Annotated in this window: 18 protein-coding genes; 17 read left to right on the top strand and 1 reads right to left on the bottom strand. The window is 36.1% G+C overall.

Annotation, left to right across the window (positions count from 1 at the left end; all coding sequences use genetic code 11):
• The first annotated feature begins 184 nt into the window (after positions 1-184).
• From IEV85_RS12645 to IEV85_RS12565, 17 genes are all read left to right on the top strand, one after another.
• Complete coding sequence (locus tag IEV85_RS12645) at positions 185-766, top strand: 30S ribosomal protein S16 (protein ID WP_188463866.1); 582 nt, start codon at positions 185-187, stop codon at positions 764-766.
• A gap of 12 nt (positions 767-778) precedes the next feature.
• On the top strand, positions 779-1,306 hold the full coding sequence (gene rimM, locus IEV85_RS12640; RefSeq protein WP_188463864.1) for a ribosome maturation factor RimM: 528 nt from the start codon (positions 779-781) through the stop codon (positions 1,304-1,306).
• 9 nt (positions 1,307-1,315) lie between these two features.
• On the top strand, positions 1,316-1,990 hold the full coding sequence (gene trmD, locus IEV85_RS12635; protein ID WP_188463862.1) for a tRNA (guanosine(37)-N1)-methyltransferase TrmD: 675 nt from the start codon (positions 1,316-1,318) through the stop codon (positions 1,988-1,990).
• A 206-nt stretch (positions 1,991-2,196) separates the two neighbouring features.
• Positions 2,197-2,547 carry a 50S ribosomal protein L19 gene (rplS, locus tag IEV85_RS12630; protein ID WP_188463860.1) on the top strand — a complete coding sequence of 117 codons (351 nt, stop codon included), beginning with the start codon at positions 2,197-2,199 and terminating at the stop codon, positions 2,545-2,547.
• Positions 2,548-2,713: 166 nt separating this feature from the next.
• Positions 2,714-3,550 (top strand): UbiA prenyltransferase family protein, encoded by an 837-nt coding sequence (locus IEV85_RS12625; RefSeq protein WP_188463858.1) that lies wholly within the window; start codon positions 2,714-2,716, stop codon positions 3,548-3,550.
• The gene (locus tag IEV85_RS12620; protein ID WP_188463856.1) at positions 3,543-4,148 is read left to right on the top strand and encodes a class I SAM-dependent methyltransferase; all 606 of its coding nucleotides are present in this window, start codon (positions 3,543-3,545) and stop codon (positions 4,146-4,148) included. The genes IEV85_RS12625 and IEV85_RS12620 overlap by 8 nt, the downstream gene beginning before the upstream one ends.
• Before the next feature lie 79 nt (positions 4,149-4,227).
• On the top strand, positions 4,228-7,041 hold the full coding sequence (carB, locus tag IEV85_RS12615; protein WP_188463854.1) for a carbamoyl-phosphate synthase large subunit: 2,814 nt from the start codon (positions 4,228-4,230) through the stop codon (positions 7,039-7,041).
• A 75-nt stretch (positions 7,042-7,116) separates the two neighbouring features.
• The gene (locus tag IEV85_RS12610) at positions 7,117-7,380 is read left to right on the top strand and encodes a DUF4834 family protein (protein WP_188463851.1); all 264 of its coding nucleotides are present in this window, start codon (positions 7,117-7,119) and stop codon (positions 7,378-7,380) included.
• A gap of 768 nt (positions 7,381-8,148) precedes the next feature.
• The gene (locus IEV85_RS12605; protein WP_188463849.1) at positions 8,149-8,826 is read left to right on the top strand and encodes a phosphatase PAP2 family protein; all 678 of its coding nucleotides are present in this window, start codon (positions 8,149-8,151) and stop codon (positions 8,824-8,826) included.
• Positions 8,813-10,465, top strand: a complete 1,653-nt coding sequence (locus IEV85_RS12600) for an ArnT family glycosyltransferase (protein WP_188463847.1) — start codon at positions 8,813-8,815, stop codon at positions 10,463-10,465. Before IEV85_RS12605 ends, IEV85_RS12600 begins: the two co-directional genes overlap by 14 nt.
• A gap of 11 nt (positions 10,466-10,476) precedes the next feature.
• Complete coding sequence (locus tag IEV85_RS12595) at positions 10,477-11,268, top strand: glycosyltransferase family 2 protein (protein ID WP_188463844.1); 792 nt, start codon at positions 10,477-10,479, stop codon at positions 11,266-11,268.
• A gap of 281 nt (positions 11,269-11,549) precedes the next feature.
• Positions 11,550-12,242 (top strand): TonB family protein, encoded by a 693-nt coding sequence (locus IEV85_RS12590; RefSeq protein ID WP_188463842.1) that lies wholly within the window; start codon positions 11,550-11,552, stop codon positions 12,240-12,242.
• Positions 12,243-12,479: 237 nt separating this feature from the next.
• Entirely contained in the window at positions 12,480-14,063 is a 1,584-nt protein-coding gene (locus IEV85_RS12585) for a peptide chain release factor 3 (protein WP_188463840.1), read from the top strand.
• 3 nt (positions 14,064-14,066) lie between these two features.
• Positions 14,067-14,762, top strand: a complete 696-nt coding sequence (locus IEV85_RS12580) for an RluA family pseudouridine synthase (RefSeq protein WP_188463837.1) — start codon at positions 14,067-14,069, stop codon at positions 14,760-14,762.
• 152 nt (positions 14,763-14,914) lie between these two features.
• Positions 14,915-15,316, top strand: a complete 402-nt coding sequence (locus IEV85_RS12575) for a nuclear transport factor 2 family protein (protein WP_188463835.1) — start codon at positions 14,915-14,917, stop codon at positions 15,314-15,316.
• Between the two features lie 24 nt (positions 15,317-15,340).
• Positions 15,341-15,856 (top strand): DUF4199 domain-containing protein, encoded by a 516-nt coding sequence (locus tag IEV85_RS12570; RefSeq protein WP_188463833.1) that lies wholly within the window; start codon positions 15,341-15,343, stop codon positions 15,854-15,856.
• 71 nt (positions 15,857-15,927) lie between these two features.
• Entirely contained in the window at positions 15,928-16,221 is a 294-nt protein-coding gene (locus tag IEV85_RS12565; RefSeq protein WP_188463831.1) for a DUF6787 family protein, read from the top strand.
• A gap of 114 nt (positions 16,222-16,335) precedes the next feature.
• Here the strand turns inward: IEV85_RS12565 and atpC are convergent, their stop codons facing one another.
• Positions 16,336-16,584, bottom strand: coding sequence for an ATP synthase F1 subunit epsilon (gene atpC / locus IEV85_RS12560; protein WP_188463829.1), 249 nt, complete (start codon positions 16,582-16,584; stop codon positions 16,336-16,338).
• Position 16,585: the final 1 nt, after the last annotated feature.

Below are 16,585 nucleotides of genomic sequence, written 5' to 3'. Positions count from 1 at the left end.
TAGGAATTACCTCTACCTTGATAAAAAAGTGTATAATTTAAGTATTCATTGATAGCTCAGCATATAAAACCATTATTTTTTTAGGGTTAAACCACTGAGGGTTAGTAAATTTTCCTTACATTTGCAGTCCTTTAAGAGGAAAGAGGGACGTGATCCTTCAATAATTTGCTAAAAAAGATAAAAAATGGCAGTAAAAATCAGATTGGCCCGAAGAGGTCGAAAAAAACTGGCAATGTACGATGTAGTCGTAGCTGATGCCCGTGCACCACGTGATGGTCGCTTTATTGAAAAAATCGGTACTTACAATCCGAATGCACCAGTAGCCGCAATTGAGCTTGACAACGAGAAAGCTTTCCAGTGGTTAATGAATGGCGCACAACCAACGGATACTGTAAAAGCAATGCTTTCTTACCGAGGAATCCTTTACAGGAAACACTTGCAAATTGGTGTAATTAAAGGAGCTTTAACTCAAGAAGATGCTGATAAGAAATTAGAAGCATGGACTAAAGAAAAAGGAGCTCAGATCGAAGGAAAAGAAAAGCAACTTTCTGACAAGAAAGCGGCAGATAAAAAAGCAAGGCTTGAAGCTGAAACTAAAGTAAATGAAGCAAGAGCTGAAGCTATCCGTAAGAGACAAGAAGAAGCAGAAGCTGCAGCAAATCCTCCTAAAGAGGAAGAAGTAGCTGAACAGGAAGCGTCTACAGAAGAGGCTCCGGCTGCTGAAGCTCCTAAAGAGGAAACTCCTGAAGAGAAAAAAGAAGATTAAAAACGGAAAGTCATGAAGCAATCACAATGCTTTCAACTAGGTATTGTATCAAGGCCTCATGGCTTAAAAGGTGAAGTTTATATCTCTTTGGATACGGATTTCCCCGAGGAATACGCTGAAATGGAATCAGTTTTCTTGTTGCAAAACGGAAAGCTGGTTCCTTTTTTTATTGAGCACCTTCAAATCAGGAACACGGAAGCCTTGGTGAAATTTGAGGATATTGATGATAAAGATGCCGCTTTAAGCATCAAAGGTCTTTCATTACACCTTCCACTGAACCAACTACCTGAATTAAGTGATGACCAATTCTACTTTCATGAAATTATAGATTTTCAGGTGGTAGATAAAAACTTAGGTTCTTTGGGCAAGGTAGCTCAGGTGTATGAAGCAGGCCATCAAGACCTTATTGGCATGGATTACCAACAAAAGGAAGTTCTTATCCCTATTAATGATGACATTATTAACTCTGTGGACAGAGAGAATAAGATTATAATGGTAACATTACCTGACGGACTTTTAGAATTATACCTGGAAGAGTAAACTCAGAAAATGAGAATAGATATTATAACATGCCTTCCGAAATTACTGGAAGGCCCTTTCTCTGACAGTATTTTAAAGCGAGCGCAGGAAAAAGGGCTGGCCCAAATTGTTGTACATGACTTAAGAAAATACTCCACTAATAAGCACCATAAAATTGATGATTATGCTTTTGGTGGAGGAGCTGGGATGGTATTGCAAATAGAGCCAGTAGCTAATGCCATTGAGGATCTTAAATCTCAGCGCACTTATGATGAGGTTATATATATGAGCCCTGATGGTGAGCGCTTCAACCAAAATATCGCTAATGAGCTTTCCTTAAAGGGAAACCTGATAATTCTTTGTGGGCATTATAAAGGCGTGGACGAAAGAATCAGAACACATTTTATCACCAGGGAATTGAGTATTGGCGATTATGTGATTTCCGGGGGGGAGCTAGCCGCAGCAGTAGTTTCTGATGCAGTAGTCAGGTTATTACCAGGCGTACTAAATGACGAAACTTCAGCCCTCACTGATTCATTTCAGGATGGATTATTGGCACCTCCGGTTTATACTCGCCCGGCAGATTATAAAGGATTAAAGGTACCGGATATACTATTATCAGGTCACGAGAAAAATATTGAAAAATGGCGATTTGAAAAGGCTGTTGAAAAAACAAAAGAAAGAAGACCTGATCTTTTAAAATAGTAAAAATGAAGCTGTTGTACTTATAAAACAATTAAATTCAACAGCACTTAAAGTAAGAGATCTACTATTTTAAATTTGGCGTCAGCTTTATATAAAAAAGATTAAAAATTTTTAACAATTGAGTGCAATAAGTTTAAAAAACTCTTATATTTGCACTCCATTTTCGGAACAAGGATTCGAATGACTATCGAATAAAAGCAAGAGCAATGAGCGATCTTATCAAACTTATAGAGAACGAATACAAAGAAGCAGTAAGTAAACTTCCTGATTTCAAGTCAGGCGACACTGTTAATGTTCACGTAAAAATTACCGAAGGTAATAAAGAACGTATTCAGCAATACCAAGGTACTGTAATACAAAGAAGAGGTGCGGGTAACTCTGCTACTTTTACTGTAAGAAAAGTATCAAGCGGTATTGGCGTAGAAAGAATTTTTCCTTTAATATCTCCTGCTATTGAAAAAATAGAAGTTGTGAGAAGAGGATCTGTTAGAAGAGCTAAATTATTTTACCTTAGAGGTAAAATGGGTAAAGCTGCCAGAATTAAAGAGAAAATTTAATTCGCTAACAGCAAATTTTACAGAAGAGGCTATCATGATTTTTCATGATAGCCTTTTTTCTTTTACAAGAACCATTTATTCGGCAGGCTGGATCTACTTCCTCTTTATACAATATATTTTATAAGGCTATAGTCGTCATTTACAGATTTATATTACTTTTGTACAAATGCTAACTAAAGCTTATCAATATATTAGAGCTTTCAGCCTTGATGTAGTGGCAGGTGCCGCAATCAGTGCCAGGTGGATAGGTGAATTCTTCAACGCCAGCATTTCCTTTTCAACTATTTTTGCCTTAAGCCTTACAGTTTGGCTCATATATACTGTAGACCACCTACTGGATGCCAGAAAAGTGAGACCACAAACAGCTGTTTTCAGACATCTTGTTCATCAGAGAAATGCACCTTACCTTATCGGATTAGCTGTAATTGCTTTAATGATGCTAATTTACACTACCCAATTTCTAAGCAGAGAGATATTAGGTTATGGTATCATTCTAGGATTGGCAGTCATTGCTTATTTACTTTTTGTTCACTTTATCCGGAAAAAGCCCTACTGGGGAAAGGAGTGGTTTATTTCTGCTGTTTATGCAACGGGCATATGCCTTCCCACTTTTGCGAACCTTGGTAACTTCAGCCTAATCTTAGGTTATTTTTGGCTACAATTATTTATTCTTGCTTCCATTAATCTGCTATTATTCAATATGTTTGAATACAAACAGGACAAATTACAGGGCTTCAACTCTTTCGCCACAGTATGGGGCTTTGATTTAACCCGTAAGATAATTTTAGTCTTGTTTCTATTTTTTACCATTATTTGGTCTGCTGCATTTCTCTATTTTGCACAGGAAGACTTCCTGGATTACCAGGCCATATTCATCTTTATGGGCTCAGTATTGGCCATGGTGCTTAGTAAAGAAACTACCCTAAAAGAAGAGGAATGGTATAGAGTCATTGGAGACATCGTTTTCGTTCTCCCACTAATAGAACTACTAATAGATGTCTGATTTCGATAGAGTAGCAGGTTATTATGATGCACTAAAGAAACTAGTCTTTCAAGGAACTCTGGATAAAGCTAGTCATTACTTCATTTCTCAGATACCAAAGAACAGTTCTGTTTTAATAGTAGGTGGAGGCTCAGGTAAACTCCTTAACTATCTGCATGAAAGCCACCAGGTAGTTTACCTGGAAGCTTCAGAAAAAATGACCTTACTTGCTAAAAGTAGAAATTTCAAAGCCGAAGTAAATTTCATTACTACTACTATTGAAAGTTTTGAATCGTCAGATTTATTTGATGTGGTGATTACTCCTTTTGTTTTAGACTGTTTTCCGGAAGAGCAATTAGACAAGGTTTTTTACAAGCTTTTTAAGCTGCTAAAGAAAGATGGCCTGTGGCTTCACGCTGATTTCTATCCACAGAACTACTTACAGAGAAAATTAACTTCATTAATGTATCTGTTCTTTCGTGTTAATGCTAAAATTGAGGGTAAAAAAGCACCTGATTTTGGGAGATATTTTCAATATTCCACATTTGTTGAAGAAAAAAAAGGGCTATTTCTTAATGCTATGGTACATTCTTACATTTATCGTAAGATTGCGCCTTGACAAGCTTTTGATTCTGACATTATCCTCTTAATTTTGCCCAATTTATTTAAGCCCCTAAACATTAAGTAAAAATTTTATCATGCCCAGAGATAACAGCATCAAGTCAGTACTTATTATCGGATCAGGACCTATTATTATTGGCCAGGCCTGCGAGTTTGATTACTCCGGTTCCCAGGCCTCTAAATCTTTAAGGGAGGAAGGAATTGAGGTTACACTCATAAACTCCAACCCCGCCACTATTATGACGGATAAAGTAACAGCTGATAATATTTATTTGAAGCCGTTAACAAAAAAATCAATCATTGAAATACTTGAAAAGCATAAGATTGATGCCGTGTTGCCTACTATGGGTGGCCAGACAGCTCTTAACCTGGCAATGGAGTGCGACAAATCCGGTATATGGGATAAGTACGGTGTAAGAATGATTGGTGTAGATATTGACGCAATTGACACCACTGAAAACCGAGAGCTCTTTCGCTTAAAAATGAAAGAATTAAATGTTGGTGTTTGTGAAGGAGAAACTGCATCATCTTTTCTACAAGGAAAAGAAATAGCTCAAAAAATTGGCTTTCCACTTGTTCTTAGATCATCCTTTACCCTGGGAGGTTTGGGAGGTGCAATAGTGCGCCAACCAGAAGAATTTGATGCTGCCCTTAAGGATGGATTGCACTCCTCTCCCATTCATGAGGTATTAATTGAGCAAAGTATTTTAGGCTGGAAAGAATATGAACTGGAGATTTTAAGGGACAATATTGGTAATGTGATCGTTATCTGTTCCGTTGAAAATTTCGACCCAATGGGTATCCATACGGGGGATTCAATTACCGTGGCCCCTGCACAAACTTTACCTGATACTGTTTATCAGGAGATGAGAAACCTTGCCATTAAAATGATTAAAGGCATCGGTAATTTTGCCGGAGGCTGTAATGTGCAGTTTGCTGTAAATCCGGAAAATGATGATATTATTGGAATTGAAATCAACCCGAGAGTTTCCCGTTCTTCGGCTCTGGCTTCGAAAGCCACAGGTTACCCGATTGCTAAAATAGCTGCAAAACTTGCTATTGGCTATAATTTAGATGAACTAAAGAACCAAATTACAAAAAACACTTCTGCATTCTTTGAGCCTTCTCTTGATTACGTTATTGTAAAGATCCCTCGTTGGAACTTCGATAAATTCCCTGGTTCAGATAAAAGATTAGGCTTCTCTATGAAGTCTGTTGGTGAAACAATGGGAATAGGCCGTAATTTTCAGGAAGCCTTACAAAAAGCATGTCAGTCGCTGGAAATAAAAAGAAATGGGCTGGGCGCAGATGGCAAAGAACTTACTAAGCAAGATCAGATTTTACATAGCCTGGAGTTCCCTAGCTGGAACCGTCTCTTCCATATATATGATGCTTTTAAATTAGGAATCCCTTTTAAAACCATTCAAAAGCTCACCATGATTGATAAGTGGTTTCTTGAGCAAATTGAAGAGTTAGTAGTGCTTGAAAAGGAAATTTCCAAATATAACATTGATACCCTACCGGTTGAGCTAATGAGTGCTGCAAAAAGCAAAGGCTACGCAGATAGACAAATCGCCCACTTGCTAAAATGTCTTGAAAGTGAGGTATTCAAAAAGAGACACGAGATGGATATAAAGCGTGTTTACAAATTAGTGGATACCTGTTCTGCTGAATTTGAGGCGAAAACACCTTACTATTACTCTACATTCCAGCATGAAAATGAATCGGTAGTTTCGGACAAAAAGAAAGTCATCATTCTAGGTTCCGGCCCTAACAGAATTGGCCAAGGTATAGAATTTGATTATTCCTGTGTACATGGTGTATTGGCAGCTAAAGAATGTGGATACGAAACCATTATGATCAACTGTAATCCGGAAACAGTTTCTACAGATTTTGACACTGCTGATAAATTATACTTTGAGCCAGTATTCTGGGAGCATATCTATGATATTATCCTACATGAAAACCCTGTAGGTGTAATTGTACAATTAGGCGGACAAACCGCCTTAAAGCTTGCTGAAAAACTACAGCGCTATGGTATAAAAATTATTGGGACTTCTTATGAAGCATTAGATTTGGCAGAAGACAGAGGCTCTTTCTCTAAGCTCTTACAGGAAAATGACATTCCATATCCACCGTTTACAGTAGTTGAAGATGCTGACAATGCACTTGATAAAGCCAAAGATATTGGCTTCCCAATGCTGGTAAGACCTTCTTATGTGCTAGGTGGGCAGGGAATGAAAATTGTGATCAACGAAAAGGAGCTGGAAGAGCATGTGGTAGATGTTTTGAGAGATATTCCTGGGAATAAGGTATTGCTTGACCACTTCCTTGATGGAGCCATAGAAGCTGAAGCTGATGCGATTTGTGATGGAGAGGATGTACACATCATTGGGATTATGCAACATATTGAACCTGCAGGTATCCACTCTGGTGATTCATATGCAGTATTACCTCCTTATAATTTGGGAGATTTAGTAATGCAGTTGATTGAAACCTATACTAGAAAGATTGCCCTGGCTTTAAAAACCAAAGGACTAATTAATATTCAGTTTGCGATAAAAAATGATACTGTTTACATTATAGAGGCTAACCCAAGAGCTTCCAGAACAGTACCATTTATCTGTAAAGCTTATCAGGAACCTTATGTTAATTATGCCACTAAAGTAATGTTAGGAGAAAAGAAAGTAAAAGATTTTGACTTTAAACCAGTTAAAAAGGGCTACGCAATTAAAGAGCCCATATTTTCTTTTAACAAATTCCCTAATGTAAATAAGGAATTAGGGCCAGAGATGAAATCCACTGGTGAGTCTATTTATTTTATTGATGATTTGATGGATGATTATTTCTTGAAAATTTATTCAGAAAGAAACTTATATTTGAGTAGATAAAATAAAAAAGCAGAACTTTTTTATCGATAAAATTTTTATAACCTAAGATATTAAGGTTGCGTAAAATATACTATTATGTTTAAAGTATTATTAATAACATTTTTGATAGGATACATCTTCTTCAAGGTAGGAGGGTTTTTATTCCGCATTTTTCTTGGTGGCCTTGGAGCTAAATATGCAACACAAAATGGTCGTCAACATTTCAATAACCAATCTCAGCAAAAGAAAAAAACAGCTGACGGTATTAATATTGAATTTGTGCCTGAAGACGATAAAAATAAAAGAAGCGCCAGCAATTTTAAAGGTGGCGAATATGTAGATTATGAAGAAATAAAGTAGCTTTAAGCTAAAAGTATATTGAAAAGCCTGCGATATAACATTTTCGCAGGCTTTTTTGTTATTTGGGAATTAAACACCTCTAATTTATTGAGATAGGCTTCTGGTAATTCTCCTCAATATTAAACACCCCTACCTTAATTTAGAGACTTATAATTATATTTCTACCATCTTAGACAACTAAATAAAGTTTACTAAGAGCGAGCGCGCTGGCCTACAAGCCTTCCGGCAAAGGATGGAAGGTAGAGCATATGCCGAATTAAAAAATGCAAGTAAATAGAGCCTATCAGGCAATTACATGACAATCAATGACATGTATCTGAAAATCAGTAACAAATGCCCCCTCATTCTGTAATCAAATTTTAGATTCCGTATAAAATAAATTAACATTTCAGGCAGTAACTATTTTTCCTGAGCCCCTTATTTTCAAGCCACAGACATATTATTAAATTGTTTATTTCATCATTTTTGTTCAGTTCAAAAATTACGTTATCATTTACAGGCCCTCTTAAATAAAAAACAAAAATTATCTCCCGGCATTTATTTTTAAAAAACAATAACCTATAAGTTAGAATATTACTAAATCAAAAATTTAAATCCGCAGAATACATATCATATACCTCTTAAACTTGTACCCACTTCTTCCTTAACATTACTACACCGATTTGGTAATATATTTTTTACTGTGTAATAACATTTGTTAACAGCACTATTTTGCAGATTTCTTCAACAATGAATTATTGTCAGCCATAATATACCTTTAAAACAAAAATGATAAGCCTCATTAAGAGACATTATTTTTGTTTATCAATCTATCTTTCTCTCATCACTATTTGTACGCTGCTGACACAATACTTCGGCAAAAAAGCTACTCATTTAGAGATCAATAAATACAATTGCTCATTTATTGATTTTATACTCAAATATGTAACACATCTTGGAGACGGAATTTTTGCAATAGTAATTATAGTAGTAATGCTATTCAATCGGTTTAGATATGCTGTTATGCTCCTATATGCTTTTCTAATCTCGGGAATAACTTCCCAGGTTCTTAAAAAAATATTTTTTAAAGATGTAGAAAGACCTGCTCTGTATTTTAAAAACATCAGTGAATTACGTTTTGTGGAGGGTGTGGAATTAATGTACTCAAATAGTTTTCCATCCGGTCATTCGGCCACTGCCTTTGCTTTAGCTTTCTCTCTTATCTTCATCACTAAGAAAATCTCTCATAGATACATACTTTTCGGTATAGCTCTGGTAGTAAGTTTTTCCCGGGTTTACCTTTCCGAACATTTCCTTGAGGATGTAATGGCAGGATCATTAATAGGTGTAATAGCAGCATTTATATCCTATTTGATTATACATAAATCGCAAAATAAATTCCTCGACAACCAATTGCGGATCAGCTTATACAATACAGAAGAAAAGAAACTAAATGAATCAAATTAAGACACAAAAGCTTGACCTGAACTATCTGTTAATTGCTGGATTAAGTGCCTTAATCTTAATTCCTTTTTTAGGGCGAGTACACCTTTTTGATTGGGATGAAATAAATTTTGCTGAATCCGCCAGAGAAATGCTGGTATCTGGCGACTACTTAAATGTTCAAATTAATTTTATTCCATTTTGGGAAAAACCACCACTCTTTATATGGATGCAAGCAGCATCCATGAAAGTATTTGGAGTAAATGAATTTGCTGCCCGCTTCCCTAATGCCATCGCAGGAATATTTACAGTAATTGCTTTATACCATATTGGAAAAAAGCTCTTTGATAAAAAGTTCGGAGGGTTGTGGGTAATGGTTTATTTGGGCTCTATACTACCTTTTTTCTACTTCAAATCAGGCATAATAGATCCCTGGTTTAATTTTTTCATATTCCTAAGCATTTATTTTTTCAATAATTATATCAGTTATGAAGGGGCCAAACAGAAGCTTCATGCTTCATTGTTATCAGGAACCTTACTAGGTTTAGCTGTTTTAACAAAGGGACCTGTTGCTATTTTGTTGTTTTCCCTTTCTGTTTCAGTCTTTGTTCTGCTTCGTAAATTTAAAATACGGTTCTCCATCTGGCATTTGGGAGTCTTTACTATTGCTCTGCTATTAACAGGGGGCTTTTGGTTTATAATGCAAATTATTACTGGCAATGCTGATATCATATGGAGGTTCATTACTTACCAAATTGAACTCTTGCAAACCAAGGGTGCAGGGCATGGAGGCTTTTTTGGCTATCATTTTATAATAATACTACTAGGTGTGTTTCCCGCCTCATTATTTGCGCTACCAATGTTTAAAAGAAATAGTGATTACTCTCCAATTCAAAGTTCTTTTAAAACGATAATGATCATTCTTCTTTTTGTAGTGCTGATAGTTTTTACCATTGTAAAAACCAAGATTGTTCATTACTCTTCTATGGCCTACTTTCCGGTTACCTTTCTGGCCACTTGCTTTATCCATGGTTTACTCAACAAGAAATGGCGTACGCCTGCATTTATGAATTTGCTGATTGTCCTGATAGGACTAATACTATCCCTTAGCTTTATATTACTCACGCTGATTGCGCATTTCAAAGATGATTTGTTAGCTAGCGGATTAATTAAAGACCGATTTGCTTCCGCTAATTTAATGGCCAATGTTCAATGGTCAGGTTTTGAAATACTTATTGGCTTTATACTTCTTACCGGGGTAATCCTTTATAGCCTTTTTATCCTTAAAAAAAGGCCTACTTATGCTATTTACAGTTTGTTTTTAAGCTCCATCCTTTTCATTAATCTAAGCTTGGTATTTATTGTCAATAACATTGAAGGCTATTCTCAAAGAACCGCAATTGAATTTTATAAAAGTATCCGAGATGAGGATGCCTATATATTGCCTTTAGGCTTTAAAACTTATGGTCATTATTTCTATGCTCAAACTCAAGAGCATAATAATCCCAATTATTATAATAGAAGCTGGCTGTTGGAGGGTGAAGTGGACAAGGATGTTTACCTGATTACTAAAATCCATTATGGAGAAAATCTGATGAAAACGAGGCCCGATCTGGAATTGGTTTATGCTAAAAATGGCTTCATCTTTTTAAAAAGAAAATAAAATTCTCAATTATGATTAATCAAAAAATAATCACTGTTGTACTTCCTGCCTACAATGCAGCACGCACACTAGAACAAACTTATGCTGAAATCCCATTCGACATTGTGGACCATGTGATACTTGTGGACGACTGCAGTGGAGATGAAACTATACCTATTGCAAAAAAACTAGGGATCCAACATATTATTCTTCACAAAGAAAATAGAGGGTACGGAGGCAATCAAAAAAGCTGTTATAATAAAGCGCTGGAACTAAAATCAGACATAGTAGTAATGTTACATCCTGATTACCAATATACTCCCAAGCTGATTCATTCCATGTGCTTTTTATTGGCAAATGATGTTTACCAGGTAGTTTTCGGCTCCAGGATACTTGGAAAAGGCGCACTTCAAGGAGGTATGCCTCTTTATAAATATGTCGCTAATAGAGTACTTACCTTATTTCAGAATATACTGATTAACCAAAAACTTTCGGAATATCATACTGGCTACAGAGCTTTCTCTAAAAGAGTGCTTGAAAATATAGCCTATGAATTGAACTCTGACGATTTTATATTTGATAATCAGATGATAGCCCAAATATTTAATGAGGGCTACGATATTGCTGAAATTAGTTGCCCTACTAAATACTTTAAAGAAGCTTCTTCCATTAATTTTAAAAGAAGTTTTATTTATGGATTGGGAGTACTAAGAGTTTCCCTGGAATATTTCCTGCATAAGAAAAAAATTAAAAGCTCATTCTATCTAAAAGGTAAATATCACAATGAATACCTCTACCCCACTGCTCCAGGCTTTATCGAGTAGGGCTTGCTTTCTTACCTTCGATAAATCCTACAAACATTAATTTATTTTTTTTCAGCGAGTCTGGATAGATTGGTTTCTCAAATTAATGATGAAAGAAAAACCTTTTAGTACCTAATGCAGAGATATTTAGAAAATTTTATACAATAAAAAAATATAGAATTATATTCTTCATTGCGCACTTAAAGCAAAATTTTCATCACCCTTTATATACTAAATCAAAATAGTTGCGTTTATAATACAGGTGTGTGAATAATCATGTTAAACGATAAATGATTATTCTTATGGAAAATTCAAAAAATGCTACCCGCAGCTTGTATGCAAAAGGACCTTTATTTTTTAATATTGGTTTAATCATTTCAATTACCCTCTGTTTTATTGCCTTCGAGTTTAAGGTGCATATTACTGATGAGGAAACAGTTGTTCTTCCTGAAGACCCTGGAATTATAATTGTTATGACCGATGTAAAAAGAACTGTGCAACCCCCTAAAGTAAGGCCGGAATTAATCAAACCTAAGAAAGAGATTCTTCCTAACATCGTAGATAAAGAGCCTCCTGTAAAGAATGACACGAAAGAGCTTGCTCCAGTTGACATAGAAGAAATAAATAATGCCATGGATGCTGATGGTCCTCCTGAAGAAATTGTAGAAGACAACACTCCATATCTTCTTGGTGCTTTAGAAGTAAAGCCTGAATATAAAGGTGGTATGGATGCTTTTTACAAATTTTTATCTGAAGAAATAAAATACCCTCGAAGAGAGCAGCAAAGAAATATTGGAGGGAAGGTTTACCTATCATTCGTGATTGAAAAAGACGGTTCTTTATCAGATATAACGGTCTTAAAAGGAGTATCTGAAGGATTGGATCAGGAAGCAATTAGAGTGTTGAAAGCCGCTCCCGCCTGGAATCCCGGAAAACAAAGAGGTCAGCCCGTAAGAGTTAAAATGACCATACCAATTACCTTTCAACTCAACTAAATTTATTAGAATAATTGAATGATTTCGTGAACAAAGTTGTTTATAAAACATTCCTCCCTGCAAGGTCTCCGGAGAATTTACAGTAATGATTTATCAAGCCTTCATCTCCGGAGGCTTTTTTTAATTGTAAGCGAAATGCATTTAAGGAGTGTACTGAAAACTATTTTATTAGTAGCTTACTCTCCTTTCCATTTGCCAATCATTATTCGTACTTTTGCACTTTCATTTTAGCAGCATATGAGCAACTTAACAAAAGAAATTAGTAAGAGGAGAACCTTTGGCATTATTGCCCACCCTGATGCAGGTAAAACCACTTTAACTGAAAAATTATTACTTTTTGGAGGTGCTATAAATACTGCAGGAGCTGTAAAATCAAATAAAATTGATACTGCAACCAAATCCGACTGGATGGAAATAGAGAAACAGAGAGGTATTTCTGTTGCTACATCGGTGATGGGCTTCGATTACAAAGGAATGAAAATCAATTTGCTTGACACACCAGGTCACCAGGATTTTGCTGAAGACACTTACCGTACCTTAACGGCTGTAGACAGCGTAGTGATGGTGATAGATTGTGTAAAGGGTGTAGAGCAGCAAACGGAAAAACTGATGGAAGTCTGCCGTATGCGCAATACTCCTGTTATTTGCTTTATTAATAAAGTAGACCGCGAAGGACAAGATCCTTACGATCTGATTGATGAAATTGAAGAAAAGCTTAACATAAAAGTTTGTCCTCTTACCTGGCCTATTGGCATGGGAAAAACTTTTAAAGGGGTGTATAATCTTTATACAAAAAACCTTTTGCTTTTTCAGCCCAGCAAAAAGAAACTTTCAGCAGAAGCTGTTGAAATTAAAGATCTGGAAAGCCCTGTTTTAGATAAAAATGTTGGAGATACTTTAGCCAACCAACTGAGAGAAGATGCAGAACTAATTGGAGGAGTTTACCCCGAGCTTAATGTGCAGGATTACCTTGAGGGAAAAGTAGCACCTGTGTTTTTTGGCTCCGCAGTGAACAGTTTCGGTGTGAAAGAAATGTTAGATACTTTTATCAACATTGCCCCACCACCAAGAGAACGCGCTACTGAAGAAAGAACTATTAAGCCCGATGAATCTTCTTTTTCAGGATTTGTATTTAAAATACATGCTAATATGGATCCTAAACATAGAAACAGAATTGCTTTCGTTAGAATTTGCTCCGGGACTTTCCAAAGAGGCAATAGTTATCTGAATGTGCGTCACGATAAAAAATTCAGGTTCTCTAATGCCACAGCATTTATGGCACAGGATAAGGAAACTATAGATGAAGCTTTCCCGGGGGATATAGTGGGTTTGTACGATACCGGAAATCTTAAAATTGGAGACACCCTTTCTGAAGGCGAAAAAGGGTTATACAAGGGAATCCCTAGCTTCTCTCCCGAAATATTCAGAGAAGTGATCAATAAAGACGCCATGAAAACCAAACAACTGGATAAAGGTTTGAGCCAGTTAATGGATGAGGGAGTGGCACAGCTATTTACCTTTGAAATGGGTGCCAGAAAAGTTGTTGGCGTAGTGGGCAACCTCCAGTTCGAGGTAATTCAGCACAGGTTAAAGAATGAATATGGTGCTTCCTGCGATTTTGCCCCTATGAATTTATTTAAAGCGTGCTGGATTAGCAGTAAAGACAAGAAAAAACTGGATGAATTCATCAAATCCAAGCATCGTCACATTGCCAGGGATAAAGATGGTAAATTAGTATTTATGGCTGAGACAAGAGCCTGGCTACAAATGGTTCAGGACAATTTCCCTGATATTCAATTCCACTTTACTTCAGAATTTTAAGCTATGACCTACCAGGAATTTTTGCAAATAGTAATGTACGAAGACAACCACTTACTAGTGGTCAATAAACCTTCTGGAATGCTTGTGCAGGGCGATCAAACAGGTGATACACCTTTATCCGAGCATGCTAAACAATATATAGCACAAAAATATAATAAGCCTGGTGCGGTTTTCTGCGGTACTCCTCACAGGATTGACAGACCGGTATCAGGTATTGTAGTATTAGCGAGAACTTCAAAAGCTTTGGAGAGAATGTCAAAAATGTTCCAGAACAGGGAAGTGGATAAGACCTACTGGGCTATCACTGAAAAAAGACCTCCAAAAACAGAAGATACAATTACTCACTGGTTAAAGAAAGACACTAATAAAAACTTTACCCATGCCTACTCCAGTGATAATAAAGGAGGGTTGAAATCAGTACTTGAATACAAGTTGATTAGTGCTATGGGCGATAGGAATTTGATCGAAATCAAACCCATTACCGGCAGACCTCATCAGATAAGAGTGCAGCTGGCTAAAATAGGTTGTCCAATAATAGGAGATGTAAAATATGGCTTCCCCAAACCAACAAAGGATGGCTCTATCGCTTTACATGCAAGAGCAATCTCGTTTGAGCACCCTACCAAAAAGGAACCTCTAAACGTGGTAAGTCCCATCCCTAAAGCTTTTGTGTGGTCACACTTTGAAGGCATTATTTAATGATTTTATGCCATTGATGTAAATACCATTGTACTTTTGTTTTTAACTGATGATCTTCATTTTTGATGAAGCCACTTACTATAACAACTCTATTCTTTTTACTTTCTTTCAACCTATACTGTCAGAACAAAAAAGCAGACTCTCTGTCAATTATGACAATTATTACTGATGTATTTGATGGCATGCGTACTTCAGATACCAGTTTAATGATTCGGCATTTTCACGAAGATGCTGTTATGCAAAGTATTGGTTCGAATAAAGACGGGACGAATAAACTTTCTCCAACCTCATTACCAGAAGGATGGTTCAACGCAGTAGCACAACCCAAAGCCCAAATATGGGATGAAAGAACCTGGAATTATCAACTTCAATTTGATGATAAATTAGCTACTGTATGGATGGATTATGCTTTTTATATAGATAAGAGCTTAAGCCACTGCGGAGTAAATTCATTTACTTTAGCGAAAATAGATGATGTTTGGAAAATAATTTATATTATTGACACACGGAATAGGGACAATTGTAATATCCCTCAACACATTCAACATCATTAATTAACTACTATAAACTAAAAACACATGGAAGAAAAAGTAAGCACATCTAAATTTGCCTTACAGCAAGGATTAATTCTCGCCTTAATAGTAACTATTTATACGTTAGTTATCCAACTTACAGGCCTGTATCAACAAGCATGGGGCAATTATTTATCATATCTAATATATTTAGGTTTCATTATTTATATCTTTAAAAAATTCAAAGATTTGAATAATGGATTTATGACCTTAGGCCAATCTTTAGGGCTAGGAACACTAACCACCCTGGTTTCAGGTGCTATTTCTTCTACAGTATATGCACTCTACATCCAGTTTGTCGATGATTCCAGCATAAAGTATGCAATGGAAAAGCAAGCCGAAGAAATGTACAATAGTGGCATGAGTACAGAACAAATAGAAGCCGCTGAAAAGATGTCAAGCATGTTTCAGGGACCATTATTTCTTATTATAGCAGGAACTATCGGAACAGTTATTCTAGGGTTTATAATCTCTTTAATTGTGGGTCTCATAATGAAACGGAACCCACCACAAGAATTTTAAAATAATTGATACTACAATTAAACTGAGACTGTTTCATAGAGGCAGTCTCTTTTTTTATTAACAGAATAAAGATGTTTGAAAAATTAAAGAACAGATGGAATCTAAAATCAGGTTGGCAGGTAGCAATAGTGCTTCTGGTATTTGCCAGTACAGGTTTTACTGTAATGTTTTTAAAAGAACCTGTATTATCACTCTTTGCAGCAAAAGAAGAACGTAATTGGATTTTCACTACTATCTACTACATCCTTATTCTACCTGTCTACTTCCTCATTCTTCTCTTTTATGGATGGGTATTTGGGCAGTCAAAATTCTTCACCGGATTTGTGAAGAAGACATTTAGCAGGTTTAAAAAGAAGAAAAAGTAAAATCTTTCTCATTAAAAGAAAGAACCTACTGAGGCTTTTAAAGCGGAAAACGATAATAAAAAAGCCGACTCACTTTCATGAATCGGCTCTCTCTTAATAATATTTTAGCTTTAGCTATTCTTCAATCACCTTTTCAGCTAACACAGTAATGCTGTTATTTAGCACTTCCACAACACCACCCTCTACTACCATAGTAGTTACATCTTTACCAGTAGCATAAGATAAATTACCTTTTGCCAATGAGCTGATCATAGGTGCGTGATTATTTAAAACCTGGAAAGAACCATCGCTTCCCGGGAAAGTAGCTGAATCTACATTTCCGTTAAAAACTTTTCTTTCCGGAGTAATTATTTCTAAATACATG

This window comes from Marivirga lumbricoides (genome assembly GCF_014636295.1).
Classification (GTDB): Bacteria; Bacteroidota; Bacteroidia; order Cytophagales; family Cyclobacteriaceae; genus Marivirga; species Marivirga lumbricoides.
This window is presented reverse-complemented; position numbering and strand designations above follow the sequence as displayed.

Coding starts and splice junctions, on each gene's coding strand:
- IEV85_RS12570 (WP_188463833.1), top strand. CDS start 15,341: ATGGAAGAAAAAGTAAGCACATCTAAATTTGCCTTACAGCAAGGATTA.
- carB (WP_188463854.1), top strand. CDS start 4,228: ATGCCCAGAGATAACAGCATCAAGTCAGTACTTATTATCGGATCAGGA.
- IEV85_RS12610 (WP_188463851.1), top strand. CDS start 7,117: ATGTTTAAAGTATTATTAATAACATTTTTGATAGGATACATCTTCTTC.
- IEV85_RS12585 (WP_188463840.1), top strand. CDS start 12,480: ATGAGCAACTTAACAAAAGAAATTAGTAAGAGGAGAACCTTTGGCATT.
- IEV85_RS12565 (WP_188463831.1), top strand. CDS start 15,928: ATGTTTGAAAAATTAAAGAACAGATGGAATCTAAAATCAGGTTGGCAG.
- IEV85_RS12605 (WP_188463849.1), top strand. CDS start 8,149: ATGATAAGCCTCATTAAGAGACATTATTTTTGTTTATCAATCTATCTT.
- rimM (WP_188463864.1), top strand. CDS start 779: ATGAAGCAATCACAATGCTTTCAACTAGGTATTGTATCAAGGCCTCAT.
- atpC (WP_188463829.1), bottom strand. CDS start 16,584: ATGTATTTAGAAATAATTACTCCGGAAAGAAAAGTTTTTAACGGAAAT.
- IEV85_RS12595 (WP_188463844.1), top strand. CDS start 10,477: ATGATTAATCAAAAAATAATCACTGTTGTACTTCCTGCCTACAATGCA.
- IEV85_RS12600 (WP_188463847.1), top strand. CDS start 8,813: ATGAATCAAATTAAGACACAAAAGCTTGACCTGAACTATCTGTTAATT.
- IEV85_RS12590 (WP_188463842.1), top strand. CDS start 11,550: ATGGAAAATTCAAAAAATGCTACCCGCAGCTTGTATGCAAAAGGACCT.
- IEV85_RS12580 (WP_188463837.1), top strand. CDS start 14,067: ATGACCTACCAGGAATTTTTGCAAATAGTAATGTACGAAGACAACCAC.
- IEV85_RS12575 (WP_188463835.1), top strand. CDS start 14,915: ATGACAATTATTACTGATGTATTTGATGGCATGCGTACTTCAGATACC.
- IEV85_RS12620 (WP_188463856.1), top strand. CDS start 3,543: ATGTCTGATTTCGATAGAGTAGCAGGTTATTATGATGCACTAAAGAAA.
- IEV85_RS12625 (WP_188463858.1), top strand. CDS start 2,714: ATGCTAACTAAAGCTTATCAATATATTAGAGCTTTCAGCCTTGATGTA.
- trmD (WP_188463862.1), top strand. CDS start 1,316: ATGAGAATAGATATTATAACATGCCTTCCGAAATTACTGGAAGGCCCT.
- rplS (WP_188463860.1), top strand. CDS start 2,197: ATGAGCGATCTTATCAAACTTATAGAGAACGAATACAAAGAAGCAGTA.
- IEV85_RS12645 (WP_188463866.1), top strand. CDS start 185: ATGGCAGTAAAAATCAGATTGGCCCGAAGAGGTCGAAAAAAACTGGCA.